General features: G+C 71.2%; 18 protein-coding genes. 9 read left to right on the top strand and 9 right to left on the bottom strand.

Features of this window, described 5'->3' with window-relative positions; all coding sequences use genetic code 11:
- Window positions 1–239 precede the first annotated feature (239 nt).
- Window positions 240–1,781, top strand: a complete 1,542-nt coding sequence (locus ACFRMN_RS31590) for a glutamate--cysteine ligase (RefSeq protein ID WP_383026007.1) — start codon at window positions 240–242, stop codon at window positions 1,779–1,781.
- Between the two features lie 80 nt (window positions 1,782–1,861).
- Here ACFRMN_RS31590 and ACFRMN_RS31585 read toward each other — a convergent pair whose 3' ends face one another.
- Window positions 1,862–3,664 carry a substrate-binding domain-containing protein gene (locus ACFRMN_RS31585; protein ID WP_383026005.1) on the bottom strand — a complete coding sequence of 601 codons (1,803 nt, stop codon included), beginning with the start codon at window positions 3,662–3,664 and terminating at the stop codon, window positions 1,862–1,864.
- Window positions 3,665–3,846: 182 nt separating this feature from the next.
- Here ACFRMN_RS31585 and ACFRMN_RS31580 point away from each other — a divergent pair, with 182 nt between their 5' ends.
- Window positions 3,847–4,647, top strand: coding sequence for a CPBP family intramembrane glutamic endopeptidase (locus ACFRMN_RS31580; RefSeq protein WP_383026002.1), 801 nt, complete (start codon window positions 3,847–3,849; stop codon window positions 4,645–4,647).
- A 61-nt stretch (window positions 4,648–4,708) separates the two neighbouring features.
- Here ACFRMN_RS31580 and ACFRMN_RS31575 read toward each other — a convergent pair whose 3' ends face one another.
- From ACFRMN_RS31575 to ACFRMN_RS31565, 3 genes are all read right to left on the bottom strand, one after another.
- Window positions 4,709–5,125 (bottom strand): VOC family protein, encoded by a 417-nt coding sequence (locus ACFRMN_RS31575; protein ID WP_383025999.1) that lies wholly within the window; start codon window positions 5,123–5,125, stop codon window positions 4,709–4,711.
- A 10-nt stretch (window positions 5,126–5,135) separates the two neighbouring features.
- Window positions 5,136–5,510 (bottom strand): helix-turn-helix transcriptional regulator, encoded by a 375-nt coding sequence (locus ACFRMN_RS31570; protein WP_383026037.1) that lies wholly within the window; start codon window positions 5,508–5,510, stop codon window positions 5,136–5,138.
- Between the two features lie 109 nt (window positions 5,511–5,619).
- On the bottom strand, window positions 5,620–8,028 hold the full coding sequence (locus tag ACFRMN_RS31565; protein ID WP_383025996.1) for an ATP-binding cassette domain-containing protein: 2,409 nt from the start codon (window positions 8,026–8,028) through the stop codon (window positions 5,620–5,622).
- Between the two features lie 25 nt (window positions 8,029–8,053).
- Here ACFRMN_RS31565 and ACFRMN_RS31560 point away from each other — a divergent pair, with 25 nt between their 5' ends.
- Complete coding sequence (locus tag ACFRMN_RS31560) at window positions 8,054–8,344, top strand: hypothetical protein (RefSeq protein WP_383025994.1); 291 nt, start codon at window positions 8,054–8,056, stop codon at window positions 8,342–8,344.
- 22 nt (window positions 8,345–8,366) lie between these two features.
- Here the strand turns inward: ACFRMN_RS31560 and ACFRMN_RS31555 are convergent, their stop codons facing one another.
- Window positions 8,367–8,723 (bottom strand): VOC family protein, encoded by a 357-nt coding sequence (locus ACFRMN_RS31555; RefSeq protein ID WP_383025991.1) that lies wholly within the window; start codon window positions 8,721–8,723, stop codon window positions 8,367–8,369.
- Window positions 8,724–9,029: 306 nt separating this feature from the next.
- Here ACFRMN_RS31555 and ACFRMN_RS31550 point away from each other — a divergent pair, with 306 nt between their 5' ends.
- The 4 genes from ACFRMN_RS31550 to ACFRMN_RS31535 all read left to right on the top strand — a co-directional run bounded on the left by ACFRMN_RS31550 (window position 9,030) and on the right by ACFRMN_RS31535 (window position 12,689).
- Entirely contained in the window at window positions 9,030–9,659 is a 630-nt protein-coding gene (locus ACFRMN_RS31550) for a PadR family transcriptional regulator (RefSeq protein WP_383025988.1), read from the top strand.
- Window positions 9,660–9,905: 246 nt separating this feature from the next.
- The gene (locus ACFRMN_RS31545; protein WP_383025983.1) at window positions 9,906–10,451 is read left to right on the top strand and encodes a Clp protease N-terminal domain-containing protein; all 546 of its coding nucleotides are present in this window, start codon (window positions 9,906–9,908) and stop codon (window positions 10,449–10,451) included.
- Between the two features lie 106 nt (window positions 10,452–10,557).
- Window positions 10,558–11,541, top strand: a complete 984-nt coding sequence (locus ACFRMN_RS31540; RefSeq protein ID WP_383025980.1) for a DMT family transporter — start codon at window positions 10,558–10,560, stop codon at window positions 11,539–11,541.
- A gap of 185 nt (window positions 11,542–11,726) precedes the next feature.
- Window positions 11,727–12,689, top strand: a complete 963-nt coding sequence (locus ACFRMN_RS31535; protein WP_383025977.1) for a DMT family transporter — start codon at window positions 11,727–11,729, stop codon at window positions 12,687–12,689.
- 43 nt (window positions 12,690–12,732) lie between these two features.
- Here ACFRMN_RS31535 and ACFRMN_RS31530 read toward each other — a convergent pair whose 3' ends face one another.
- Window positions 12,733–13,431, bottom strand: a complete 699-nt coding sequence (locus ACFRMN_RS31530) for a pyridoxamine 5'-phosphate oxidase family protein (protein ID WP_383025974.1) — start codon at window positions 13,429–13,431, stop codon at window positions 12,733–12,735.
- 35 nt (window positions 13,432–13,466) lie between these two features.
- Between ACFRMN_RS31530 and ACFRMN_RS31525 the strand changes: the two genes are divergently transcribed.
- Window positions 13,467–14,798, top strand: coding sequence for an aminotransferase class I/II-fold pyridoxal phosphate-dependent enzyme (locus ACFRMN_RS31525; protein WP_383025971.1), 1,332 nt, complete (start codon window positions 13,467–13,469; stop codon window positions 14,796–14,798).
- Between the two features lie 79 nt (window positions 14,799–14,877).
- On the opposite strand, the gene ACFRMN_RS31520 is transcribed toward ACFRMN_RS31525, so the two are convergent.
- Window positions 14,878–15,888 (bottom strand): DMT family transporter, encoded by a 1,011-nt coding sequence (locus ACFRMN_RS31520; RefSeq protein WP_383025969.1) that lies wholly within the window; start codon window positions 15,886–15,888, stop codon window positions 14,878–14,880.
- Window positions 15,889–15,961: 73 nt separating this feature from the next.
- Between ACFRMN_RS31520 and ACFRMN_RS31515 the strand changes: the two genes are divergently transcribed.
- Window positions 15,962–16,879 carry a LysR family transcriptional regulator gene (locus tag ACFRMN_RS31515; protein WP_383025965.1) on the top strand — a complete coding sequence of 306 codons (918 nt, stop codon included), beginning with the start codon at window positions 15,962–15,964 and terminating at the stop codon, window positions 16,877–16,879.
- 216 nt (window positions 16,880–17,095) lie between these two features.
- Here ACFRMN_RS31515 and ACFRMN_RS31510 read toward each other — a convergent pair whose 3' ends face one another.
- Both ACFRMN_RS31510 and ACFRMN_RS31505 read right to left on the bottom strand, forming a co-directional pair.
- Complete coding sequence (locus ACFRMN_RS31510) at window positions 17,096–17,566, bottom strand: Rieske (2Fe-2S) protein (protein WP_383025962.1); 471 nt, start codon at window positions 17,564–17,566, stop codon at window positions 17,096–17,098.
- Between the two features lie 80 nt (window positions 17,567–17,646).
- A complete protein-coding gene (locus ACFRMN_RS31505) occupies window positions 17,647–19,752 on the bottom strand; it encodes a prolyl oligopeptidase family serine peptidase (RefSeq protein WP_383025959.1) in 2,106 nt (701 codons plus the stop codon).
- Window positions 19,753–19,862: the final 110 nt, after the last annotated feature.

Here is a 19,862-nt window from a genome sequence, read left to right as displayed (position 1 = left end):
CTGGGGCGATTCATCCGCCGCGGACGGCCGAAACTCGTCGGCGTTTTTCGCGGCCGGCCGGGCAGTGGATACGGAACACCACGCCATGCCAAAGGAATGTGCCCCACGACCGATGTCCACACTGTACTCGGTGCGTGCCGTCGGTGGAGCGTTACGGATCACTCCGTGTGGGCATTATCGATCGTGACGCGAGCGCCCGGTGCCGCGGGCTGCCCACTCGATCGAGGAGGGACACTTCGATGGGTGAGAAGGTCGAAGCGGGTGGTTCCGGACTGTCCGATCGGCAGAAATACCGTAGAAAGCTGCAGCAGTGCCTGGCGGTGCTGGGGCGACTCCTGGCGGAGGAGGGGTTCGACCGACCCAAGAATCTGATGGGTCTGGAGATCGAGCTGAATCTCGCGGGGTCCGACGGGATGCCCCGGATGATGAATGCCGAGGTGCTGAAGCGTATCGCGAGCGGTGATTTCCAGACCGAACTCGGAATGTTCAACATGGAAGTGAACGTGGCTCCGCACCGGCTGGGAGGACGGGTTCTCGACCAGCTCGCCGAGGAGCTCCGTACCGGCCTCGGATATGCCCACCGCAAAGCGAGTGAGGTCGACGCGGGGATCGTGATGATCGGAATTCTGCCGACCCTCACCCGGCATGACGTGGTCTCCGCGAATCTCTCCGACGTCGACCGCTACACCCTGCTCAACGAACAGATGCTGGCGGCCAGGGGCGAGGATTTCACCCTCGACATCGAAGGGGTCGAGCGGCTGACGTGCACCTCGTCATCGATCACTCCGGAGGCCGCCTGCACCTCCGTACAGCTCCATCTCCAGGTGACGCCCGACCGGTTCGCCGATGTGTGGAACGCCGCCCAGGCCATGGCATCGGTGCAGGTGGCACTCGGTGCCAACGCGCCGTTCCTGTTCGGCCGGGAGCTGTGGCGGGAGTCCAGGCCGCCGCTCTTCGAACAGGCCACCGACACCCGGCCGCCGGAGCTGAAGGCCCAGGGGGTGCGGCCCAGGACCTGGTTCGGGGAGCGCTGGATCGAGTCCGCGTACGACCTCTTCGAGGAGAATCTGCGCTACTTCCCGCCGCTGCTGCCGATCTGCGACGACGAGGACCCGCTGCGGGTGCTCGACAGCGGGGGAGTGCCGGAGCTCCAGGAACTGGCGCTGCACAACGGGACGGTCTACCGCTGGAACCGGCCGGTGTACGAGGTCGCCGACGGTGTACCTCATCTGCGGGTGGAGAACCGCGTACTGCCCGCGGGCCCCACCGTCACCGACGTGATCGCCAACACCGCCTTCTACTACGGGCTGGTGCGCGCGCTCGCCGAGGACGCCAGACCGGTCTGGAGCCGGCTGCCCTTCGCCGACGCGGCGGCCAACTTCGACCTCGCCTGCCGCCACGGCATCGACGCGGAGCTGCGCTGGCCGCGCCCCGGCCGGGCCGCCGGTCTGACGAGCGTGCCGGTGGTGAAGCTCGTACGCGACGAACTGCTGCCGCTCGCCGCCGCCGGTCTGGACGCGTGGCAGATCGAGCCGGCGGACCGCGACTTCTATCTCGGGGTCATCGAGGAGCGCTGCAAGCGGCGGATGAACGGGGCCTCGTGGCAGGTGGACACCTTTCACCGGGCGCTGGAGGCCGGCCTTGAGCGGGACGCCGCCCTGGCGGCCACCACCCGTCGCTACTGCGAGCTGATGCACCAGGGCGAGCCGGTGCACAGCTGGCCGCTGGGGTTCCGCGGGTCCTCCCTCGACGGGATCGACGGGACCGACGGGACCGGATGAGCGGTGGCGTACGGCCCGGGGCACCGTCGGCCGACCGTACTCACCGCCGGCGGGCCGTACTCATGGGCGGTCCTCCGTGCTCAGGAGTGGTCGGGTGCCGTGGAGCCGGGGCCGGTCAGTCCGGCCGACAGCATGACCGCTCGCAGCATCACGGCCCGGATCTCGGCGGGATCGCTCACCTCGTAGCCCGCGCCGCCGGTGGCCCTGGCGATCGTGTCGACCTCGTTACGGTCGGCGTCCGGGCCCACGGCGATCGCGATCAGCGGTACCGGGCGGCGGGGGTCCACGACGGTCTTCAGCCGCTTGATCAGTTCGGACCGTGAGATCGAGTCGTCGTCCTTGTTGGAGCCGTCGGTGAGGATGACGAGCGCGTTGAACTTGCCGCTCACGTATGAGGCAACCGCTTCCCGGTAGGCGGCCAGCATCGTGTCGTACAGACCGGTGTCGCCGTCCGGGACGGGCTTGAGCGCGGTGACGGCGTCCGAGAGCCGGTCCCGGTGGGTGCCGCCGCCCTTGACCGGCTCGCCAAGCCGGGCCGTTCGCTCCAGCTCGCGGTAGTCCTTGGCGCCGTCCAGCCGGGTGGCGAACTCCCACAGGCCGATCTCGTCCTCGGGGGTGAACCCCGCGAGAGCCCGGAGCAGCGAGGCTTTCGTGATATCCATCCGGCTCTGGCCGTCCCGGCCGGGCACGGGCGCGGCCATCGAGCCCGAGGTGTCCACGACCGTCGTCAGCCGCGCGCTCCGCACCGTCACCGTCCACAGACCGAGCGCCCACTGCCGTGACTCCGAGGACGGCGGTTCCGCGTCGTTCCCGTCGTACGGCTGGGGTGAGAGGGCGCCCGCCGTGCGCAGCAGGGTGGGGTCGAGCGCGGTGTCCGCCACCCTGAAGCCGTGCTCCCGGAGGGTGCGGTACGCGGCCTCGTCGCCGAGCAGGGTCATGAACCGCATGGCGGCGCGGCTCTGGTCGGTGGTCAGCTCCGTCTCGTCGACCAGGCTGTACGGGTAGTCGAGTACGGGCGCGCCGTCCGTGGGATAGAAGAGATTGAGGTTGGCGGAGCCGCTGCCCTCGGAGTTGTGCGCGAACGCGGCCTGTTCGGAGAGCAGCACCGCCTCATTGCGGCGGGGATGGCCCTTCTCCGCCCCCGAGTCGTCCTGCGCCAGCGTCTCCAGCACATGCGTGTCGGTGTCGGAGACGCGCTGGGTGAGGAGTTCGGCGGTGGCGGCGGTACGGGTGTCGCCTTCGGCGCCCGTCCGCCGCGAGGACTCGGCGACGCTGCTGAGCGCGAGCAGCCCCGTGGCGCTGCGGGCGGGGTCGGCCGAGCCGAGCAGCAGCCCGTCCGCGCCGGTCGCGGTCGCGGCCAGTTCGGCCCACGTATAACTCTTGCGGGGCCAGCCCATGGTTCGCGAGGTCGTGGGTACGGTGGCCAGCGTCACCGGAGAGGTGGCGACCGTACCCGCCGGTGTCAGCGCGGTGCCGTCGCCCAGTCCCTTGGCGCGATCCACCCAGATGTCGGAATCAGGCACCCATACCTGGTAGCCGGCTGGCCCCGAGCCGTCGGCCAGCGCGGCGGCGACCTGGTAGTTCTCGCGTGCCTCGACCCGTACGTCGAGACAGTGGCCGTCGGTGGTCACCCGGTCCCGTCGCGCGCGGTCCGCGATGGCCCGTAGCGCGGGGGCGATATCGGGGGAGGCCGCCAGGTCGAGTCGTACCGGCGCGTCGGCGCAGGGATCCGCGAAGGAGAGGAGACCGCTCTGTGCCGCCACCCCCGTCCCCGCCGCCACGGCGAGGACCAGCGCGGTGGCGATGGAGACGGTGCGACGGCGCGGTGAACGGACCCTGCCCGTGGCGGTCGCCTTCGCGTCGGGCAAGCTGTGACGTCCCATGACGGTGGCGCCCCTCCTTCATGAAGGGTGTACAAGGGCTGGAAGAGTGGACGAGAACGAGCCTCGCCACGCGAACGGCGAATTGCTCCCCCGGCCTGTCGCGCGCGATCTTCGTACCTGCATTCGAGACCCTAGCGGCACCGCGTGGGGCATGAGGCGGGATTACTCAACTGGAGGCAGGTGTGCAGGCGGAGGCGGGCGAGGCGGCCGGTTCCCATCCCAGGGAGGCCATCTCACGCGGGACATCGCGGTCCGAGACAGTGCTCGTTCTGGCGCTCTCGCTCGGCGCGAGCGGAGTGTCGGCGCTGATCAGCTTTATCGGCTCACTGACCAGACCCGAGGCGCTCGGCGACCAGGCGGCGAGGCTCAACACATCGGCCGCGCCCGGCCGGCCGTGGCTCGATCTCACCTGGCAGCTCTTCGGGATCTGTACGGCGCTGGTACCGGTCCTGCTGGTCGCGCATCTGCTGACGCGGGAGGGCAGCGGGCTGCGCGACCTCGGCTTCGACGGCCGGCGGCCCTGGCCCGATCTGGGCCGCGGCACACTGGTCGCGGCCGGTATCGGGAGCGCCGGGCTCGCGTTCTACCTGGTGATGCAGGCGGGGGGCTTCAATCTGACGGTGGAGCCGGAATCGCTGCCCGACGTGTGGTGGAAGTTTCCGGTGCTGATCCTCTCCGCGGTGCAGAACTCCGTGCTGGAGGAGGTCATCGTCGTCGGCTATCTGCTGCGCAGACTCGGACAGCTGGGGTGGTCACCGATGGGCGCGCTGGTGGCGAGCTCGGTGCTGCGCGGTTCGTACCACCTGTACCAGGGGATCGGCGGCTTCATCGGCAACATGGTGATGGGCGTCGTGTTCGTACTGCTGTACCGGCGCTGGGGGCGGGTCGGGCCGCTGGTGGTGGCCCACACACTGCTCGACATCGGGGCGTTCGTCGGGTACGCGCTGCTGGCCGGAAAAGTGGACTGGCTGCCTACGGTGTAGCCCGCGCCGGGCGGACCGGGGAGGGGGCGTACGGGAAGTCCGGACGCCCCCTCCCGGGTGGTCACTTCCCGAGGGGCTGGGTGAAGCGCAACAGGTTGCCGGCGGGGTCGCGGAACCCGCAGTCGCGCACGCCGTAGGGCTGGTCCATCGGCTCCTGCAGCACCTCGCCGCCCGCGGCGCTGATGCGCTCGAAGGTGGCGTCGCAGTCGTCCGTCGCGAAGATGACGCCGTGCAGCAGGCCCTTGGCCATCAGCTCCGCCATGGCCTGTTTGTCGGCCGGTGAGGCGTTCGGGTCGGCGAGGGGCGGTTCCAGGACGATATTCACGTCCGGCTGCGAGGGCGCCCCCACGGTCACCCAGCGCATCCCCTCGAACCCGACGTCGTCGCGTACCTCAAGGCCGAGCACATCGCGGTAGAAGGCGATCGCCTTGTTGTGGTCGTCGACGGCGATGAAGCATTGGGAAAGCCTGATATCCATGCCGTTCACGCTACGGCCGAGCGGCGGGGCGCGCTTCTCCGTTCCTGACCGGCCGTGTGTGGATCTTGGCCATGCATGCCGGGATGGCGGCGCCGAGATCATGGCTCCGGGACCGGTAGGCGCTCGGGCTCTCGCCGACCAGCTGGGTGAAGCGCGAACTGAACGAGCCCAGCGATGTACAGCCGACCGCGAAGCAGACCTCGGTTACCGTGAGATCGCCGCGCCGCAGCAGCGCTTTGGCCCGCTCGATGCGACGGGTCATCAGATAGCTGTACGGTGTCTCGCCGAAAGCGGCGCGGAAGCTGCGGGAGAAATGGCCCGACGACATCAGGGCGTCCCGCGCCAGCGCCGGGACGTCGAGCGGTTCGGCGTAGTCGCGGTCCATCCGGTCTCGGGCCCGCCGCAGCCGGACGAGGTCGTCGAGGTTCTGCCGTCTCACCTCACCAGCTTCGCACAGCGCCCGGGACCGGTGACGAGGAGCATGGTCCGCCGGGTCAGGCGCCGACGTAGGCCGCGAGGTGCTCGCCGGTGAGGGTGGAGCGGGCGGCGACGAGGTCGGCGGGTGTGCCCTCGAAGACGATCCGGCCGCCGTCGTGGCCGGCGCCGGGGCCGAGGTCGATGATCCAGTCGGCGTGCGCCATGACCGCCTGGTGGTGCTCGACGACGATGACCGACTTGCCGGAGTCGACGAGCCGGTCGAGCAGGCCGAGCAGTTGCTCGACATCGGCGAGGTGCAGGCCGGTGGTCGGCTCGTCGAGCACGTAGACGCCGCCCTTCTCGGCCATGTGGGTGGCCAGCTTGAGCCGCTGCCGCTCGCCGCCGGACAGTGTGGTGAGCGGCTGGCCGAGGCTGAGGTAGCCGAGCCCGACGTCGGCGAGCCTGCCGAGGATGCGGTGCGCGGCCGGTGTGTTCGCCTCGCCGGCGCCGAAGAACTCCTGGGCCTCGGTCACCGACATCGCGAGCACCTCGCTGATGTCGCGGCCGCCGAGGCGGTAGTCGAGCACCGCTGCCTGGAACCGCTTCCCCTCGCACTCCTCGCAGGTGGTCGCGACACCGGCCATCATCGCCAGGTCGGTGTAGATGACCCCGGCGCCGTTGCAGGTGGGGCAGGCGCCCTCGGAGTTGGCGCTGAACAGCGCCGGCTTCACGCCGTTGATCTTCGCGAACGCCTTGCGTATCGGGTCGAGCAGTCCGGTGTACGTCGCCGGGTTGCTTCGCCGCGAACCGCGGATCGCGCCCTGGTCGATCGACACCACACCCTCGCCGGCGGCCCCGGACCGCTGACGCAGTGAACCGTGGACGAGCGAGCTCTTGCCGGAGCCGGCGACGCCGGTGACGACAGCGAGCACCCCGAGCGGGATGTCGACGTCGACATCCCGCAGGTTGTGCGCCGTCGCGCCGCGGATCTCCAGCGTCCCGGTGGGCTTGCGCACCGTCTCCTTGAGTGCCGCCCGGTCGTCGAAATGGCGGCCGGTGACGGTGCCACTGGCGCGCAGCCCCTCCACGGTGCCTTCGAAGCAGACGGTGCCGCCCGCCGTACCGGCGCCGGGACCGAGATCGATGACATGGTCGGCGATCGAGATCGTCTCCGGCTTGTGCTCCACGACGAGCACCGTGTTGCCCTTGTCCCGCAGCCGAAGCAGCAGGTCGTTCATCCGCTGGATGTCATGGGGGTGCAGACCCGTGGTGGGCTCGTCGAAGACGTAGGTGGTGTCCGTGAGCGAGGAGCCGAGGTGGCGGATCATCTTGACGCGCTGTGCCTCGCCGCCCGACAGCGTGCCCGACGGCCGGTCGAGCGAGAGGTAGCCGAGACCGATCTCCACGAACGAGTCGAGGGTCTGCCCCAGCGCGGCGAGCAGCGGCGCCACCGAGGGCTCGTCGAGGCCGCGGACCCATTCGGCCAGATCGCTGATCTGCATCGCACAGGCGTCGGCTATGTTGATCTTGCCGATCCGTGACGACCGGGCCGCCTCGCTGAGCCGGGTGCCCTCGCATTCGGGGCAGGCGGTGAAGGTGACCGCCCGGTCCACGAATGCCCGGATGTGCGGCTGCATCGCCTCCCGGTCCTTGGAGAGGAACGACTTCTGGATCTTCGGGATCAGCCCCTCGTAGGTGAGGTTGACGCCCTCGACCTTCACCTTGGTCGGCTCCCGGTGGAGGAAGTCCCGCATCTCCTTCTTGGTGAACTCGCGGATCGGCTTGTCCGGGTCGAGGAAGCCGGACTCGGCGTAGGTCCGCACGGTCCACCAGCTGTCCGACTTCCAGCCGGGGATGGTGAACGCGCCCTCGGCGATCGACTTGGAGTCGTCGTAGAGCTGGGTGAGGTCGATGTCGGAGACCGTGCCCCGGCCTTCGCAGCGCGTACACATGCCGCCGGTGCGGGTGAAGGTCTGTTTTACGGCCTTGCTGCCCGCGCCGCGTTCGACCGTGATCGCACCGGTCGCCCTGACCGAGGCGACGTTGAAGGAGAACGCGTTGGGCGAGCCGATGCGCGGCTGCCCGAGCCGGCTGAAGAGGATGCGCAGCATCGCGTTGGCGTCGGTGGCGGTGCCGACCGTGGAGCGGGGGTCGGCCCCCAGCCGCTGCTGGTCGACGATGATCGCGGTCGTCAGCCCTTCGAGCACGTCGACCTCGGGCCGCGCCAGCGTCGGCATGAAGCCCTGTACGAAGGCGCTGTACGTCTCGTTGATCAGCCGCTGCGACTCGGCGGCGATCGTGCCGAACACCAGCGAACTCTTGCCCGAGCCGGAGACGCCGGTGAGCACTGTCAGCCGCCGCTTCGGGATCTCGACGCTGACGTCCTTGAGGTTGTTCACGCGCGCGCCATGCACACGGATCAAGTCGTGGCTGTCGGCAGCATGCGGCGCGGGCGACCGCGTGTCCGTCCTCGTGGCCATGCTCATCGTGTCTCCATCTGTTACATCTGCTGTGTCTGTCGCATCTGCCGCGCGGAGCCGCGTCTCTTTACACGGAGCCGCCTCCGCGGTCTCCGTCGGTGTCGCCCGGTTCGATCCGGCCGGCGTCGAGCGGGACGTCCGGACGCGGCGCGGGGAGCCGCGGAACCAGCGGTACGGGGTGGCCGGCGCGGGCGGGCCGAGGCCGGTGCGCGCGGCGACCGGTCTCTCGCTGCCGGGGCAACGCGTCGATCTCAAGGACCTCGACTTCGCCCTCGATCATAGACACGTCGCCGATGCGGCCCTCATCCGACGACGACGCTGAACCCGGGAGCGGGTGGTGGCACTCATCGGTCCTGAAGCAGCCCGAGCACATTGCCGTCCGGGTCGGTGACGGTGGCCACCAGGCGGCCGCCACCGACATCGTGCGCGGGCTCCTTCACGGTGGCACCCGCGGCGGTCACCTCGGCCAGCTTCGCCTCGATGTCCGGCACGTGCCAGTAGGCCACCGGTGAGGTCATGCCCTGCGGTCCACCGCCCGGCACCAGCCCGATGTGCTGGCCCGCGGCCTCGAAGCCGACGTAGTAGGACTCATCGGCCTGTGGCGGTACGCCGAGCAGGGCGGCGTACACCGCCTTGGCCGCCGCCAGGTCGGAAACGGGATGCAGCACGGTCTTGATCCCCTGGGTGGAAGAGCTGGTCATGGTCACTCCTGAAGTCGTGGGTCGGTGTGGATAGTCCGGTGTGAAGACGGACGAGAAGGCTGGGAAACGACAGCCCGGAGCGGAGGCTCGCGTGACTGGTGATGTCCACGGCGCTCACGCTAACCGCGGCTCGGAGTCCACGCTTCTCGATTCCTGACCGGTCTGGTCATGTGCCGGGCGGCGGATCCCTTGGGTCGGGAGTGCTTGCCGAACGACGTGTTCCGATATATCGTTGACGCATCGCGACAGATCAACGATGTCGCGACAGATCAACGATGTGAATCAACGATGTGAGGAGTGAGAGCAATGCGTTCACATGGACATGACCATGGAAACGAGCACGGGCGCGGACACGGTCCGGGGCCCGGCGCCTGTGGGCCCGGCCACCACGGCAGGGGCGACTTCGAGGGACGGCGCGGGGCTTTCGGCCCGTTCGGGCCCGGCTTCGGCGGTCCCTTCGGCGGGGGCGGCCGTGGGCGTGGCGGCGGCAGGGGAAGGGCGCGGCGCGGTGATGTGCGCGCCTCGATCCTCGCCCTGCTGAAGGACCGGCCCATGCACGGATACGAGATGATCCAGGAGATCGGCGAGCGCAGCGGCGGGGCCTGGCGCCCCAGCCCCGGCTCGGTGTACCCGACGCTCCAGCTGCTGGAGGACGAGGGCCTGATCACGAGCCGGAGCGAGGGCGGCAAGAAGCTGTTCACGCTCACCGACACCGGGCGTACGGAGGCCGAATCGGGGCCCGAGGCCCCGTGGGAAGAGGCCGGCCGGGGCATCGACTGGGAAACGATGAACGAGATCCGGCAGGCCGGCTTCGGGCTGATGGAAGCGTTCGGGCAGGTCTGGAAGACCGGTACGCCCGAGCAGCGCCAGAAGGCTCTGGCGGTCATCACCGAATCGCGCAAGAAGCTCTATCTGATCCTCGCCGATGAGGACTGAGCGCGCTTCGGCCCGTAGTGGAGGCCCCGCGGCAATGCCTCTCCGAGGCGCCGCGGGGCCTCTTCGCGTCCCCGCGTGTCCCCGCCCGTCGCGCGGAGGCAAGGCGGCGCGCTTCTCCGGGGAGAGAAGGGGGGGCGATCTCATTCGCAAGGAGGAGAACCGGCTCAGAAGCACCAACTCCGGTGGGACGCGGAAATGCTCCCCGCCGGGGATGTTCCGCGAGCCCGGGACTGATGGGGTAAGAGGGTGCAAAGCCCATCTCCGCGGGTGCCGGAACAGTCCGCACCGAACCGACCCGATACCGCGTCCGCGCGCGCCGATGTCGAGGCGCGGCTGACCCCGGAGCTGGCATCCGTCGTCTCGGGCGCGCGCAGAAGGGCGCACCGCGACGGTGACCGGCAGATCGACACCGCCCATCTGCTGCACTCCCTGCTGGAGTCGGACCCCGAGGTACGGGCGGCGTTCGACGGCGATCCCCAACTGGCCCGGGTGCTTGGCTACCTCGTCCAGCGGAGCATCGGCTACGGGCTGCGCTGGCAGGGAACCGTGGAGGACTCCGGGGCCGTGCCCCTGGTGCGGGATGTGACGGGCTGGTCGCCCCCGGCCGTCACCGCCATGGCGAGCGCGCTGGAACGCGCGGAGCGCCGCGGTGAACCACGGGCCGGCGGACTCGATCTGCTCGCCGCCCTCTCCGCAGACCGGGAGTGCCGGGCGGTCGACGTGCTCGAACGGGCCGGGGTGGACGCGCGGTCGCTGGCCGGAAGGCTGTCCGGTACGTCACGATCGATCTGACCATGGGTGATTCGGCCCGCCGCGCCGCGCCGTCCCGGCGGACACCGGTTGTCTCGACAGGTGTCATGAGGATGACGCTCCTGACGTCGGCTGTCATGATGACGTCATGCGCATGTCTGAGGGGAGGAGCGCCGGCCTGGGCCTTGCCCTGGCGTCGGCGTTCGCGTTCGGCGGTTCGGGCGTGGCGGCCAAGCCGCTGATCGAAGCGGGACTCGACCCGCTCCATGTCGTCTGGCTACGGGTCACCGGTGCCGCCCTGGTCATGCTTCCGGTGGCCTGGCGCCATCGGGCGCTGGTACGGCAACGACCCGCGCTGCTCGCCGGATTCGGCCTGCTGGCCGTGGCGGGCGTCCAGGCCTGCTACTTCGCCGCGATCTCCCGTATCCCCGTCGGGGTCGCGCTGCTCATCGAATATCTGGCCCCCGCGCTCGTCCTCCTCTGGGTCCGGTTCGTCCAGCGGCGGCCCGTCACCCGCGCCGCCGCGGTCGGGGTCGTTCTCGCGGTGGGCGGGCTCGCCTGTGTGGTCGAGGTCTGGGCCGGGCTGGGCTTCGACCCGGTGGGGGTGCTCCTCGCACTGGCCGCCGCTTGCTGCCAGGTCGGCTACTTCGTCCTCTCCGACCAGGGCGCCGACGGGGAGGACGCGGCCGATCCGCTGGGCGTGATCGCGTACGGACTGCTCGTCGGGGCCGTCGTACTGACGGTGGTCGCCAGGCCCTGGGGGATGGACTGGTCGCTGCTCGGCGGGAGCGCCGACATGGGCGGAGCGAGTGTGGCCGCGGCCCTGCTGCTCGGCTGGATCGTGCTGATCGCCACCGTGCTCGCCTATGTGACCGGAGTGATCTCCGTACGCCGGCTCTCGCCGCAGGTGGCCGGCGTGGTCGCCTGTCTGGAGGCGGTCGTCGCGACCGTACTGGCCTGGGTGCTGCTGCGGGAACACCTCTCCGCGCCGCAGATCATCGGCGGGGTCGTGGTGCTGACCGGCGCGTTCATCGCCCAGTCATCGACGCCGAAGGCGCCCTCCGGGCCGCTGGCCGGCGGTACGGGGGCGGGCGATCCGGCGCGGTTGTCCGCCGGACACACCACGACGTAGGGTTCCGATCATGCACTTGACCGTTCTTCCGCCTCCCGCGTCATAACGCGGGCGGCCATCCGCTGACGAAGACCGGGCTCGGACAGTACCTCGGCCGTACAGGCCCCTGCCCGAGCGGTTCGTCGCTGCCCGCGTGACGGAGCTGAGCGACCACACCCATCCCGTTCTTCACACGGAGACGTCACGTGCCGAATCCTGTTTCCTCCGTTGCTTCCGGCCTGCCGGTCGGACGGAGTCTGTTCTTTCTGATCGTCGCCGGGGTCGCCTGGGGGACCGCGGGCGCCGCCGCCTCGCTGGTCTACCGGGTCAGTGACCTCGGCCCCCTCGCACTGTCCTTCTGGCGCTGCCTGGGCGGTCTCGTCCTGCTGCTCGGCGCGCTCGCTCTCCGGCGGCGCCGCGAGCCCGCTCCCGCGGAACCGCGCGGGCGGCGGCTGCTCCGGATCCTCGGTACCGGCATCGGTCTCACCGTCTTCCAGAGCGCCTACTTCGCCGCCGTCGAAGCGACCGGTCTGGCGGTCGGCACGGTCGTCACCCTCGGCGCCGGCCCCGTCCTCATCGCGCTCGGCGCCCGCCTCACCATGGGCGAGCGGCTGGGCGGCGGCGGTCTGGTCGCGGTGACGGGCGCGCTCGCCGGGCTCGGGGTGCTGGTGCTCGGCGGCGAGGGCGGCTCCGTACGCCCGGCCGGGGTCGCGCTCGCGATCCTGTCCGCGGCCGGGTACGCGGGGATCACCCTGCTCACCCGATGGCTGGGGCGGAAGGGCGGCGGTGGCGACTCGATGGCCACCACCGCCTGGGCGTTCGCCATCGGTGCGGTCCTGCTGCTGCCGATCGCCTGGGGCGAGGGACTGCTGCCGCACACCGCGGAACCCGCCCGGGTGGTCTGGCTGCTGGTGTACGTCGCGGCGGTGCCGACCGCGCTCGCCTATGCCCTCTACTTCGCGGGGGCGGCGGTGGTGCGGGCCGCGACCGTCTCGGTGATCATGCTGCTTGAGCCGGTGAGCGCGGCGGTGATCGCGGTCGTCCTGCTGGGTGAGCGGCTGACCGCGGCGACCCTGCTGGGTACGGTCCTGCTCCTCGCGGCGGTGACCGGTCTCGCGGTGGCCGAGGCCCGGCTCGCGGCGGTACGGCGCCGGGCGGCGGTCGGCTGACGCCGCCGCCCGCGCTCCGCGTGGTGTCGTCCGTGGTGTCGTCTCAGAGTACGGAGAGATAGTCCGGCAGTGCGATGGCCGGGTCGAGATCGCCGGACGGGACGGGCGCGCCGTACCCGCGTGCGAGGGGGACGACCCCGGCCCAGTGCGGCAGCGTCACGTCCTCGGGATCGTCGTTGGGGCCGCCCGTACGGACCTTGGCGGAGACCTCGTCGAGATCGAGGCGGATCACGGCGGTCGCGGCCAGCTCACGGGCGTTGGCCGGGCGCGAGTCGTGGGAGCGGCCCGGTACGACATGGTTGACGACCGCGTCGAGCGCGGTGCGCCGCTCCTCGGCGTCGGTCACCTGGCGGGCGACGCCGTGGACCACGACGGAGCGGTAGTTGATCGAGTGGTGGAAGGCGGCGCGCGCCAGCACCAGACCGTCGACATGCGTCACGGTCAGACAGACGGCGAGACCGGGGTCGGCCCCGTCCTCGCCGGCGGCGCGCCCCGTACCGCCGCCGCCCGTCATACGCAGCGGACGCGAGCCGGTCGAGCCATGGACGTACAGCCGCTCGCCCACCCGGGCGTAGAGCGTCGGCAGGACGACCGGGGCGCCGTCGCGGACAAAACCGAGGTGGCAGACGTACGCCTCGTCCAGTATCCCGTGCACCAGCTCGCGGTCGTATGCCGCCCGCTCCCGGGCGCGGGTGGGGACGGTGCGTGAGGTGGGCTGATATGCGGCGGTGCTCTCCGGCATTGCGCTCTCCATTGCACTAGTGCATAATCTTCTTTGTGCTAGGAGAGTATCGGATCGTGGGGCGGCGCGCGGCGGAGATTTCCGCCAGCGTGGAGCGGGCGGTGGGTTCCGGAGAGCTGGCCCCGGGCCAACTCCTCCCTCCCATGCGGGAGTTGGCGACGGAGCTCGGAATCAATCCGAATACGGTCGCCGCCGCCTACCGGAGCCTGCGGGACCGCGGGGTGATCGAGACCGCGGGACGCCGGGGGAGCAGGGTGCGTGCCCGCCCCGCGAGTACCGCGCGCGGCTCCATCCGGGTCGAGGCGCCCCCCGGCGTACGCGATGTGTCGGAGGGCAACCCCGATCCCGCGCTGCTGCCGCCGCTGCGTGACGCACTCGCCGCCGCCGCGCTGCACCACGCCGAACACCCGGGGCTGTACGGACAGGCGCCCGTCGACCCGGAGTTCGCGCGGCTCGCCCGCGCGGAGTTGGACGCCGACGGGGTGCCGGCCGGACCGGTCGCCGTGACCTCCGGATCGCTGGACGCGATCGAACGCGTACTGGCGGCCCATCTGCGACCGGGTGACGCGGTCGCCGTCGAGGATCCGGGCTGGGGCGCTCTGCTGGACCTGGTGCCCGCGCTCGGGCTGCGGCCGGAACCGATGGGCGTTGACGACGAGGGGCCGCTCCCCGCCGCTCTGGACCGGGCGCTGCGGGCCGGGGTCCGCGCGGTCATCGTCACCGACCGCGCGCAGAACCCGACGGGCGCCTCGGTGGGGGCGGCCCGCGCCGGGGAACTGCGCGCCCTGCTCGCCGGCCATCCCGAGGTGCTGCTCATCGAGGACGACCACGGCCACGGAATGGTCGACCTGCCGCTCCACCCGCTCGCCGGTACCACCCGCAACTGGGTGTTCGTACGCTCCACCGCGAAGGCGTACGGACCGGATCTGCGGATCGCGGTGCTCACCGGGGACGCCCTGACCGTGGACCGGGTGACGGGGCGTCAGCGGCTCGGTCCCGGCTGGGTCAGCCGGCTTCTCCAGCGGGCCGTCGTGGAGCTGTGGACCTCGGGGGCCGTGGATGTGCCGGCCGTGGCGAGGTCGTACGGCGAGCGGCGCGACGCACTCGTACGGGCCCTGGCGGAGCGGGGCATCGAGGCGCACGGCCGGAGCGGAATGAACGTCTGGGTGCCGGTGGCCGACGAGACCGGGGCGGTGGCACGGCTGCTGCACGCGGGCTGGGCGGTCGCGCCGGGGGCGCGCTTCCGTGTGGCCACGCCGCCGGGCGTACGGCTGACGGTGTCGGAGCTGACGGGCGACGACATCGGGCCGGTCGCCGACGCGCTGGCATCGGCGGCCGGCCCCGCGCCCGCGCGCAGCTACGGCTGAGGCGCGGCTGGGACGTGTGCGTCCATGGCCGAGGCGCGGCGCGGGCGTGTGTGTCCACGGCCGAGACGCGGCGCGGCCTCTAAGGCTGGGGCGCCGCCCGCTTCCTGGCCCTGGTCTGGGTGAGCGCGGCCCCGGCCAGGACGATCAGGGCGCCGACCGGCGTGTTCCAGCTCAGGTCTTCGCCGAGGAGTGTGACACCGGCCGCTGTGGCGATGACCGGGATGAAGTAGGTGACCATCTGGCCCGTCGTCGGGCCGACTTCGGCGACCACTCCGTACTGGAGCAGGATCGCCAGACCGGTGCCCAGCGCGCCGAGCACGATCACGGCGAGCAGCGGACCCGCCGGGAACGAGGTCGGCATGGTGGTGAACAGCGGTGTCACGAGAGCGAGTTGCAGCGTGGCGAGAAAGAGCTGCGCTCCGGTCAGCGAGAGATGGGAGCCGCCGTTGCCCGCCAGGGTGCGGCGTACGTAGATCCAGCCGATCGGATAGCTGAGCGAGGCGAGCAGCGCCATCGCCGTACCGGTGACATCCAGACCGGAGAAGCCCTGCCAGGCGCCCAGCACGGTCAGCACACCGAGGAAGCCGAGGCCGAGCCCGGCGACCCGGCGCCGGGTGGGCCGGTCCTCGGAGAGCGCGACCAGCGACAGGGCCATGCCCCAGAGCGGCGACGTGGCGTTGCAGATACCCGCGAGTGTGGAGGGAATCGTCAGCTCGGAGTAGGCGAACAGCGAGAACGGCAACGCGTTGAGGAAGAAGGCCGCGACGGCGAGATGCCCCCAGGTGCGGAGCCCGCGCGGCAGGCGGTCCCGCTTCACCGCCATCGCCACGGCCAGCACCGCCGTACCGAAGAAGAGCCGGCCGAAGGTGACCTGGAAGGGCGCGAAGCCACGGGTGCCCACCTTGATGAGCAGAAAGCTGAAGCCCCAGATGAGCGCGAGCACCGCGAAGCGGATGCGCCAGTCCACGGCCGGGCGGGTGCGACGGGTGTCCGGTCGCGGCGCCGGATCGATGGCAGCGGGCCCGGCCGGAACGGCGGGGGACGGGGGGACGGAGTCCGGCCCGGGACGGGGCGGGGTGGCGGTGCTCATACGGACAGCCTGGCGTGGACCATCTCGTAGAACAAGCGAGATTATGTCCACCCTTTTGATTAGTATTGCTTACATGTTGAATCTGGAGCGCCTGCGCACACTGGATGCCCTGGCCCGCCACGGCTCGGTGAGCGGCGCCGCCGAGGGGCTGCATGTCACCACCTCCGCCGTCTCCCAGCAGCTGGCCAAACTGGAGCGGGAGGTGGGCCAGCGGCTGCTGGCCAGGAACGGGCGCGGCGTACGGCTCACCGATGCTGGACGTCTGCTCGCCGACCACGCCGCGCGGATCCTCTCCCAGGTCGAGATCGCGCAGTCCGACATCGAGGCGCAGCGCGGCCGGGTGGTCGGGGAAGTGCGGATCTCGGCCTTCCCCACGGCCGCCCGCGGGCTCTTCCCGTCGGCGATCCGCGCGTTGCGCGAAGGCCATCCGGAGCTGCGGGTCCGGTCGCACGAGCTGGAACCCGAGGCCGGAATCAGCGGGGTCGTCAGGGGCGATCTCGATCTCGCCGTGGTGCTGGACTGGAGCAACAAGCGGCTGCCGGTGCCCGGCGGGCTGGCGACGGCGCATCTGCTCGACGATGTCCCCGATGTGGCCATGCCCGCGGACCATCCGCTCGCGGACCGGTCGGAAGTGGATCTGGAGGAGTTCGCGGACGATCCGTGGGTCTCCTGGCCGGAGGGCGAATTCTGTTACGAGTGGCTGATGTTCACGCTGCGCTCGAAGGGTTTCGAACCGCGGATCGCGCATCTCGCGGGGGAGTACCACACGCAACTGGCGCTGATCGCGGCGGGACTCGGGGTCTGTGTCGCGCCGAGGCTGGGACGCGGCGCCGTGCCGGAAGGCGTGGCGATCGTGCCCGTACGGCAGCGGATGCGCCGGCATGTCTACGCCGTGTGGCGGACGGACGCGGATCGCCGTCCGTCGATCCGGGCGGCCGTCGAGGCCCTGGGGGAAGCGGCCGGGGCCGCGAACCGGCTGGTCGGCGGCTGACCAAGAGCGGAACCGAGGGCGGAGCCGCACGCGGAACCGAGGGCGTGACCGCACGCGGAACCGAGGGCGGAGAGAGGGGCGGCCGGAGGACTTCACCTTCTGCCGACGAAAAGTGAAGCCTGCCGGCCGCCGGTCATGGGTACGGGACAGCCCTTACGGAGCTCCGGGGTACGGGCGTCCGGACACGCGAGAGGTCACGCGAGGTCACGCGAGAGGTCACGCGAGCGTGATCGACTCCCCGGCGACCTTGATCGGCGTCGCGGGCAGCGGCCGCGTCGCGGGTCCGGCCTTCACACTGCCGTCCGCCGCGCTGAACTTACTGCCGTGACAGGGGCAGTGGATGATCCCGTCCGAGATGTCCTTCACGGCGCAGCCCGCGTGCGTGCACTTGGAGGAGAACGCCTTGAACTCGCCCGCCGTGGGCTGAGTGACCACCACGCCCTGGTCGGCGAAGACCATCCCGCCGCCCTCCGGGATCTCGGTGGTCTTCGCGAGGACATCGGTGACGGCCGCGCCGCCGCCCGCCCCGTCGTCGGGCGTCGCGGGCTTCGAGGCGGCGGACTCCGACTCCGCCGGGGTGTCCGAGCCGCCGCACGCGACCAGCGCCGCCGCCAGCCCCGTCGCGCCCGCCGCCGCGACCACGGTGCGGCGTGTGACGACCCGTGCGGTCCCCTGCGTTCCCGTCATACCGAGCTCCGTTCCCTGATGGGCTCTGCGCCGGCCGGTCGGCCGTTCAGTGATAGGTACGGCTATACCCGTCGCGATGTTCAGACACCGAGAGACTTCTTGAGGAAACCGAGTTCTTGACGCAGAAGAGCGTCCGCCTGGCCCACACGGGTGACGAGATGACCCGCCCCCGGCAGCGGCAGTACGGTGTGCGGCCGGCCCGCGGCGAGCAGCGCGGCGGAGAGCCGCAGCGTATGGGCGGGGAACACATTGTCGTCGGCGAGCCCGTGGACGAGCATCAGCGGCCGGGTCAGCCGGTCCGCGTACGGGATCAGCGAACCGCGGTCGTAGTTCTCCGGCTGGATGTCCGGGTGGCCGAGATAACGCTCCTCCCAGTACGTGTCGTACAGCCGCCGGTCGCTCGCCGCCGCGCCCGCGACCGCCGCGTGGAACACATCGGGACGGTGCAGCACGGCGGCCGCCGCCAGATAGCCGCTGAACGACCAGCCCCGGATCCCCACCCGCGCCAGGTCCAGCGCGTCGTACCGCTCGGCCGCCGCGTGCAGCGCGTCGACCTGGTCGGTCAGGATGGGCGTCAGCCGGTCCCCGGCGATGGCCCGCTGCCACGCCACGCCGCGCCCGGGGGTGCCGCGCCCGTCCGTGGCCAGTACGGCGAACCCGTGCTCCGCGAACCACTGGCACACGGCGGTGTACCAGCCGCCGCCCTTCGTCACCACCTGCATACCGGGGCCCGCGTACGGGCTGAGCAGTACGGGCAGCTTCCCCGCGCCCGGTGTGTACCAGGACGGCAGATGCAGGCGGCTGCGCAACTCCCGCTTCCCGAGGGCGAGATGGACCGGCCTGGGGGTGACAAGCGGCTGTTCGGTGAGGACCGCGATCCGGCCCGACGGGACGCCCCCGCGCACCACCGTGACCGTATGCCCGTCCGGGGTCCTGCTGTCGAGGACGACGGTGTCACCGCCCGCCGAGGCGGTGTGCACCCCCGGCTCGTCCGTCAGCCTCACGAACCCGGTGTCCGGGGCGTACGACCACACATGAGTCTCCGTGGGCTCCTCGCTCGCGGTGAACAGGACCCGCTCGCCCACCGCGCCGAGCACCGCGTGGACCTGGAGTCCTTCCGGCGCGAGGGCGTCACCGATCCGCAGTGAACGGGCGTCGCCGCGCGGGCACGGCAGGACCGCCGCCCCCGACGCGGTGTGCAGGGGAGCGCCCGGCAGCCACTCCACCCAGTGCTCGTCGCTCTGCCGGCACAGCCGCTCGACCTCACCACTGGCCGGGTCGACGCGCAGGACCCACAGCGTGCGCTGGTCCCGGGTCTGGAGGCCGACCACCGGGCCGCCGCTCCCCCAGCCGGCGCCGACGACATACTCAAAAGCCGGGTCCCGCCAGACACCCGCCGGCGCCTCGTCCTCGGGGGCGCGCTCCGGCAGCCGTACGGGAGTGTGCCGGCCGTCGAGGGTGACAACACGCAGCGAGGTCTGAGCGTTGGCGGTGCCCGCCGCCGGATACGGCACCGAGCGCGGCGCCCGCGCCGGATCGGACGGATCGCCGATGTACCAGCGCCGCACCATCGAGGTGTCGACCCGGGCCACCAGCAGGGCGTCCCCGTCCGGCGACCACCAGTAGCCGCGCGACCTGCCGATGGACTCGGCGGCGGAGTGATCGGCCAGCCCGTAGGCCACATCGGGGGTTTCGGGCTCGGCGAGCGGCCGGTCGCCCGTGCCGTCGGTCCCTACGACGCGCAGCGCGCCGTCGCTGACATAGGCGATGTGGGTGCCGTCGGGCGAGGGGCGCGGATCGACGACCGGGCCCCCGGTGCGGACCTGCCACGGAGCGCCGCCGTCCGTCCGTACGATCCAGAGGGCACCGCCCAGCGCGTACGCGACGACCCGTGCCTCCCGGTCGGTGGCGTACCCCACCACTCCCACGGAGGTCTCTCGGGCCCGTTCGCGGCGTATCCGTTCCGCGTCGGAGACATGCTCGTCGCCGACGGGGGCCGAGGGATCGGCGAGAATCCGCTCCGCGCCCCGCTCGTACAGCCACAGCGGGCTGCGCGGGTCGACTCCGGACAGGGACCGTACGAACAGCACACGCTCGCCGTCCGGTGACACGGTGAACTGCCGGGGGACACCCAGCGAGAAGCGGCGGGTACGGGCGAACTGCAGCGGAAAGTCAGTGGTCTCCATGGTTTCCAGGTTTCTTTCACGGGGCACGCCGAAGTAACCCCAGGCGTGTTCTGACAGAACGACAACGACCGAGCGGTGACCGTCGAGGCCGACGATTTCGATACGTATGT

The organism is Streptomyces sp. NPDC056835 (assembly GCF_042789485.1).
GTDB lineage: Bacteria > Actinomycetota > Actinomycetes > Streptomycetales > Streptomycetaceae > Streptomyces.
The sequence above is the reverse complement of the archived record's forward strand: the minus strand, read 5'-3'. Positions and strand labels throughout refer to the sequence as shown.